The organism is Nonomuraea sp. B12E4 (assembly GCF_039871825.1).
Taxonomy (GTDB): domain Bacteria; phylum Actinomycetota; class Actinomycetes; order Streptosporangiales; family Streptosporangiaceae; genus Nonomuraea.
The window spans coordinates 145,758-152,612 of the sequence record NZ_JBDPME010000022.1; the positions used below are offsets into that span (position 1 = coordinate 145,758).

Consider the following 6,855-nt stretch of genomic DNA (forward strand, 5'->3'; position numbering starts at 1 on the left):
CACTCCTTCATGTGCGGGCCACCTCGACGTCCTCCAGCACCCCGAGCGCGTCGGGTACCAGGACCGCGGCCGAGTAGTGGGCGCTGACCAGGTAGGACGCGACGGCTCTGGTGTCGATGCCGGTGAACTTCACGCTGAGCCCCGGCTCACGCTCGCCGGGGACGCCGCGTTGGAAGAGGCCGACCACGCCCTGGTCCTGCTCGCCCGTCCGCATGACGATGATCGAGCTGGTCCCCATCCGGCTGATGGGGATCTTGTCGCAGGGCAGGATGGGCACGCCGCGCCAGGCGGTCACCCGGGAGCCCTCGATCTCGGCACTGTCGGGGTAGAGGCCCCTCGCGCTGCACTCCCGGTGGAAGGCGGCGATGGCGCGCGGGTGGGCCAGGAAGCAGCGGGACTTCCGCCTGCGGCAGAGCAGCTCGTCCAGGTCGTCGGGGCCCGGCGGGCCGGTCCGGGGGCGGATGCGCTGCTTGGGGTCGGCATTGTGCAGCAGCCCGAACTCCCTGTTGTTGATCAGCTCGCGCTCCTGCGACTCGCGCACCGCCTGGATGGTCAGCTTGAGCTGCTCCTCGGTCTGGTCCATCGGGTCGTTGTAGAGGTCGGCGACCCGGGTGTGGACGCGTAGCACGGTCTGGGACACGCTCAGCTCGTACTCGCGCGGACCGGGGTCGTAGTCGGCGAACGTGCCGGGGAGCGCGGGCTCGCCCCGGTGGCCCGAGGCGAGGCGGATGGCGGCCTCGCCCCACTTGTTCCGGGGCCGGGCGAGCCGGGCGCGGTGGCGTTCGAGTTGGGCCCGCAGCGGCGGCGACTGGCCGCTGACCGCCCGGAACTCCTCCCAGGGCAGGGCCAGCACCGTGACCACGGTGCCGGCCTCCAAGGTGAACCCCCACACCCCGCGCTCGTCCGGTGACTCGGCTCCGGCGTGGTCGCCGTCGGCCAGCACGCCCAGGACGAGGCGGTCGCCGTAGCCGCCCTCCTGGAGCTTGGTCACCTTGCCGTGCGCGATGAGCAGGATCTCGTCCGCCGGTCGCCCGGCCCGCACGATCGCCTCGCCGGGCGCGAACTCCCGCTGCTCGAAAAGCCGGGCGAGGGTGTCGAGCACGTCGCCGTCCTCGAACCCGTGCAGCAGCGGCAGCTCGGTCAGGCTCGGTGGGATCACCCGGACCCGCGCGCCCGTGCCGGCGAAGCTCACCCGGCCGCCGCCGACCGCGTACGTCAGCCGCCGGTTCACCCGGTAGACGCCGCCGGCGACGTCCACCCACGGGAGGACCCGCAGCAGCCAGCGCGGGGAGATCTCGCGCATCTGCGGGGGCGTCTTGGTCGTCGTGGCGAGCGTACGCGCCGCCGCGGTGCCGAGGCTCAGCGGCCGCTGGTCCGACTCCGTCAACTTGAACACCACCAATCCCTTGAACCACGGACGAGAGCCAGCTCCTTCTCAGCCGTTACGGCCGAGCTCGACGTCCTCCAGCACTCCGAGCGCGTCGGGTACCAGGACAGCGGCCGAGTAGTAGGCACTGACCAGGTAGGAAATGACGGCCTTCTCGTTGATGTTCATGAAACGCACCGACAGGCTGGGCTGGTATTCGTCGGGAATGCCGGTCTGGTGCAGGCCGACCACGCCCTGGTTCTCCTGGCCGGTGCGCATGAGCAGGAACGACGTCGTACGCGTGCTCGTCACCGGGATCTTGTTGCAGGGGAAGATCGGCACGCCCCGCCAGGCGGGCACCCGGTTGCCGTTGACCTCGCTGGACTGCGGGTAGACGCCGCGCTTGCTGCACTCCCTGCCGAAGGCGGCGATGGCCTGCGGGTGGGCCAGGAAGAACGCCGGCTCCTTCCACACGACCGCCAGCAGGTCGTCAAGGTCGTCAGGGGTGGGAGGACCGGAGCGGGTGCGGATGCGCTGGCTGAAGTCGGCGTTGTGCAGCAGGCCGAACTCCCTGTTGTTGATCAGCTCGTCCTCCTGACGCTCGCGCAGGGCCTCGACCGTGAGGCGGAGCTGCTGGTCGAGCTGGCTCATCGGCTGGTTGTACAGGTCGGAGACCCGGGTGTGCACCCGCAGGACGGTCTGCGCGACGCTCAGCTCGTATTCGCGCGGGCTCTGCTCGTAGTCGACGAACGTGCCGGGCAGCACCGGCTCGCCGGTGTGGCCGGAGGACATGTCGATCGCGGCCTCGCCGTAGGCGTTTCTGGCGTGGGCGCCGGCCGCCCGCCAGCCGGCCAGGTGCTCGCGCAACGCGGGCGACTGGTCGGCGATCTGCTCGAAGTCACGCCGGGACAGGACGAGCACGGTGGTGGCCGTCTTGGCCCGGGCGCTGTAACCGTGCTGACCGCCGTTCGTCAGGACCTCCTCGCCGAGGAAGTCGCCGTCGGCCAGCACGCCGAGGCTCTGCTCGTCACCGTAGGCGCCGTGGCCGACCTTGCCCACGCGGCCGTGCGCGATCAGCACGAGCTGGTCCACCGGATCGCCCTCGGTGACGATCTCCTCGCCGGACTCGACCTCACGCTGCGTGAAGCGTTCGGCCAGGGCCTCCAGCACCTCCATGTCGTCGAAGCCGCGCAGCGGGCCCAGCTCGGTGAGCTCGGCGGGGATGACGCGCACGGCGGAGCCGGTCGTGCTGAAGGTGATGCGGCCGTCGCCCAGCGTGTACGTCAGCCGCCGGTTGACCCTGAACACGCCGCCGGAGCACTGCACCCACGGCAGCAGCCGCAGCAGCCAGCGGGAGGTGATCTCCTGCATCTGCGGCGGCGTCTTGGTCGTGGTCGAGAGCTGCCTGGCTGCATCGGTGCTCAGGCTGAGCTGGCCGTTGGCGTTTTCCGGGGACGTCGTGTTGGTCGTTTCGGTCATCTTGGTGCACCGCCAATCTTGAGGGTGGGTCTAGCGGGGGTCGCGTGCGGGTCGGAGTTCGACGGGGAGCGAGAACGTGAGGGTCTCCTCGGTCAGGGTCACCGACTCCACGTCGGCGTATCCGCGGGTGGCGAGCCAGTCGAGTAATTCCTCGACCAGCCGCTCCGGGACGGAGGCGCCGGCGCTGACCCCGACGGTGTCCACGCCGGCCAGCCAGCGCTCGTCGGCGTCGGTGGCCCGGTCGACCAGGTGGGCCGCGGCCGCGCCCGCGTTCAGCGCGACCTCGACCAGGCGCTGGGAGTTGGAGGAGTTGGCCGAGCCGACGACGATCACCAGGTCGCACCGCGCGGCTATGGCGCGGATCGCCTCCTGGCGGTTCTGGCTGGCGTAGCAGATGTCGTCGCTGGGCGGGTCGGCCAGGGCGGGGAAGCGCTCGCGCAGGGCGGTGACGGCCCGCATGGTCTCGTCCACGGCCAGCGTGGTCTGCGACAGCCAGCTCACCGGCCCGGCGCCGCTCGCCGTCACCTCGTCCGTACGGGCCGGGTCGACGACGTGGATGTGGCCGGGGGCCTCGCCCAGCGTGCCCTCGACCTCCTCGTGCTCGGCGTGGCCGATGAGGACGATCTCGTGCCCCGCCGCGGCCAGCCGCGCGGCCTCCTTGTGCACCTTCGTGACCAGTGGGCAGGTCGCGTCGATCGTTCGCAGCCCGCGCCCGGCCGCCTCCCGCTTGACCGCGGGTGAGACGCCGTGGGCGGAGAAGACGACCAGCTCGCCGTCGGGGACCTCGTCGAGCTCTTCGACGAAGACCGCGCCGCGCTCGGTGAGGTCCGTGACGACGTAGGTGTTGTGCACGATCTGTTTGCGCACGTAGACGGGCGGTCCGAAACGTCTCAGCGCCTCCTCGACGGTGAGGATCGCGCGTTCGACGCCCGCGCAGTAGCCGCGCGGGGCTGCCAGCAGTACTCGTCCCATCGGGGAGTCTCCCTACCTGGTGCGGTGGGCGAGGCGGTCGGCCAGGATGGCCAGCGCGTTCGCGGCCCGCGGCTCGATGTGCGCCGAGGCCAGGGCGGTCACGGCCTCGCGCACCCGTTCTTCGATCATGTGCTCGACCTGGGCCAGCGCTCCGGTGTCGCGCAGGATCTGCCGCACCTCGTCGGCCCGCTCCTCGGTCAGCCCGGAGTTGCCGTGCCAGGTCCTGAGGTGCCTGAGCTGCGCGGGCGAGGCGTTGCGCACCGCGTGCGCGAACAGCACCGTGTGCTTGCCCTCGCGCAGGTCGTCGAGGGCCGACTTGCCGGTCTCCGACTCGGCGCCGAACGTGCCGAGCACGTCGTCGCGCAACTGGAACGCCTCGCCGAGCGGCAGGCCGAACCGCGAATACGATTCGAGCTGCCCCATGGAGGCGCCCGCCAGCGCGCCGCCGATCTGCAGCGGCCGCTCGACCGTGTACTTGGCCGTCTTGAAGCGGATCACCGTCAGCGCCTCCTCCACCGTCGCCCCGGACCGGAGCTGGGCGAGGATGTCGAGGTACTGGCCGCTGATGACCTCGGTGCGCATGGCGTCGAACAGGTGGTGGGCGGCCCGCAGCCGGTGCGGGTCCACCTGGCACGACGACAGCAGCGTGTCCGACCAGGCCAGGCTGAGCGTGCCGAGCAGGATGCCGCCCGCCTGCCCGAACGCCTGCGCACCCGGCCGGTCGTAGCGGCCGGCCAGGCTCCGGTGCACCGTGGAGCGGCCGCGCCGCAACTCGCTGCCGTCCATGATGTCGTCGTGGATGAGCAGCCCCGCGTGGCACAACTCCAGGGCCGCGGCGGCGGTGATGATCTCCTCGCAGTCCTCCCCGCCGGCGCCACGCCAGCCCCAGTAGCACAGTTGCGGCCTGACGCGCTTGCCGCCGTTGAGGATGAAGTCGCTCAGGAGCTGGTAGGCGGCCTCCACGTCGGGATCGGCGACGGGGGCCCGCCAGGTCTCCAGGAAGACCGTCAGGCGCCTCTCGACGCGTGACCCGACGTCGGGCTGGGTGAAGCTCACCGGCATTGGCGCGGCTCCTTCTGTCAGGGCGTGGCTACCAATAGTTACTCATTGAATACGGAGTGTGTAAAGTGTCTTTTGTAGCTCGCGTTCAGTTCCACCACAGCCGTCACACGGACAGGGGATGCCATGAAGAGCCTGCTTCCCTACGTCTCGACCCCGGCGGACCTCCGTGCCCTGCCCGCCGGGCTGCTCCCCGGGCTGGCCCGCGAGATCCGCGAGTTCCTGATCGACAAGGTGAGCGCCAACGGCGGCCACCTCGGCTCCAACCTCGGCATCGTGGAGCTGACGATCGCGGTGCACCGGGTCTTCGACTCGCCCGGCGACGCCATCGTGTTCGACACCGGGCACCAGGCCTACGTCCACAAGATCCTCACCGGCCGCCGCGACGCCTTCGACGAGCTGCGCCGCCGCGGCGGGCTCAGCGGCTACCCCAGCCGGCAGGAGTCCGCGCACGACCACATGGACAGCTCCCACGCCTCCACCGCCCTCGCCTACGCCGACGGGATGGCCAAGGCCCGCCGCCTCGCGGGCGGCGATCCCCGGCCGGTGGTGGCGGTGGTCGGCGACGGCGCGCTCACCGGCGGCGTGGCCTGGGAGGCGCTCAACAACCTGGGCGCGGCCAAGGGCCACGGCGGCAACCCCGTCATCGTGGTGCTCAACGACAACGGCCGCTCCTACGCGCCGACGTTCGGCGCGTGCGCCGACCATCTGGAGCGGCTGCGCACCACGCCCGGCGTGACCGTCTTCGAGCAGTTCGGCCTGCGTTACCTCGGCCCTGTCGATGGCCACGACATCCCCGAGCTGGAGCGGGCCCTGCGGGTGGCGCGGGAGCTGCGCGAGCCGGTCGTGGTCCACTGCGTCACCGGCAAGGGGCGCGGCTACGAGCCCGCCGAGCAGGACCTCGACGAGCACCTGCACGCCATCCCGATCACCGACCCGGCGACCGGGCAGCCGCTGAAACCGGCAGCGGCCACCTGGACGCACGTGTTCTCGCAGCACCTGTGCGTCCTGGGCGAGCGCCGCCCCGACCTGGTCGCCATCACCGCGGCCATGCCGGGGCCGACCGGGCTGGCCGCCTTCGGCCGCCGCTTCCCCGAGCGCATGTTCGACGTCGGCATCGCCGAGCAGCAGGCCATGGCCTCGGCCGCGGGCATGGCCATGAGCGGCCTGCACCCCGTGGTCGCGATCTACGCCACCTTCCTCAACCGGGCCTTCGACCAGGTGCTGATGGACATCGCGCTGCACCGGCTGCCGGTGACGCTGGTGCTCGACCGGGCCGGGATCACCGGGCCCGACGGGCCCAGCCACCACGGCATGTGGGACCTGGCGACGCTGTCCATCGTGCCGGGCATGCGGGTGGCCGCGCCGCGCGACGCCGTGCGCCTGCGGGAGCTGCTGGAGGAGGCCGTCACGCACGACGGGCCCACGGCGCTGCGCTTCCCCAAGGCGTCGGCCGAGGGGGAGATCCCCACCGCGGGCAGCGCCGGCGACGTGGACGTGCTCTCCTCCACCGGCAAGGACGTGCTGCTGGTGGCGGTCGGGCCGATGGCCGAGCCGTGCCTGAGCGCCGCCAAGATGCTGTCGGCCGCCGGCATCGGCGTGACCGTGGTGGATCCGAGGTGGGTGATCCCGGTCTCGGCCGACCTTCGTGAGCTGGCCCGCGGCAGCGGGCTCGTGGTCACGGTCGAGGACGGCCTGGCCGCCTCGGGGGCCGGGGCACTGCTGCGCCAGTCCTGCCCGCCCGGCCCGCACGTGCTCAACCTCGGCCTGCCGTGCGAGTTCGTCGCGCAGGGCGGCAGGTCCGAGCTGCTCGCCGAAGCCGGCCTCACCGGCCCGGACATCGCTCATGCCGTTCGAAAGACATCCCAGGGGCTTTAGTTGTCAAGCAGCAAGCGACTCGGTGTGATGCGACCAGGCGGTTGCCTCGTCGTAGAGGGTGCCGGTTTTGAGGCAGCCGTGCAGGATGCCGACGAGGCGGT

At 71.5% G+C, this 6,855-nt stretch carries 5 protein-coding genes; 1 reads left to right on the top strand and 4 read right to left on the bottom strand.

Annotated features, from left to right (window positions below; all coding sequences use genetic code 11):
• Window positions 1-7 precede the first annotated feature (7 nt).
• Genes ABGB18_RS36355 through ABGB18_RS36370 form a run of 4 tightly spaced genes read right to left on the bottom strand, consistent with a single transcriptional unit; the run spans window position 8 to window position 4,879 of the window.
• Complete coding sequence (locus ABGB18_RS36355; protein WP_347700207.1) at window positions 8-1,387, bottom strand: family 2B encapsulin nanocompartment shell protein; 1,380 nt, start codon at window positions 1,385-1,387, stop codon at window positions 8-10.
• Window positions 1,388-1,435: 48 nt separating this feature from the next.
• A complete protein-coding gene (locus ABGB18_RS36360; RefSeq protein ID WP_347700199.1) occupies window positions 1,436-2,845 on the bottom strand; it encodes a family 2B encapsulin nanocompartment shell protein in 1,410 nt (469 codons plus the stop codon).
• A gap of 30 nt (window positions 2,846-2,875) precedes the next feature.
• A complete protein-coding gene (locus ABGB18_RS36365) occupies window positions 2,876-3,817 on the bottom strand; it encodes a 4-hydroxy-3-methylbut-2-enyl diphosphate reductase (RefSeq protein WP_347700200.1) in 942 nt (313 codons plus the stop codon).
• Between the two features lie 12 nt (window positions 3,818-3,829).
• Window positions 3,830-4,879: a polyprenyl synthetase family protein gene (locus tag ABGB18_RS36370; RefSeq protein ID WP_347700201.1), complete on the bottom strand. Its 1,050-nt coding sequence runs from the start codon at window positions 4,877-4,879 to the stop codon at window positions 3,830-3,832.
• A 123-nt stretch (window positions 4,880-5,002) separates the two neighbouring features.
• Here ABGB18_RS36370 and ABGB18_RS36375 point away from each other — a divergent pair, with 123 nt between their 5' ends.
• Window positions 5,003-6,754: a 1-deoxy-D-xylulose-5-phosphate synthase gene (locus tag ABGB18_RS36375; RefSeq protein WP_347700202.1), complete on the top strand. Its 1,752-nt coding sequence runs from the start codon at window positions 5,003-5,005 to the stop codon at window positions 6,752-6,754.
• Window positions 6,755-6,855 lie beyond the last annotated feature (101 nt).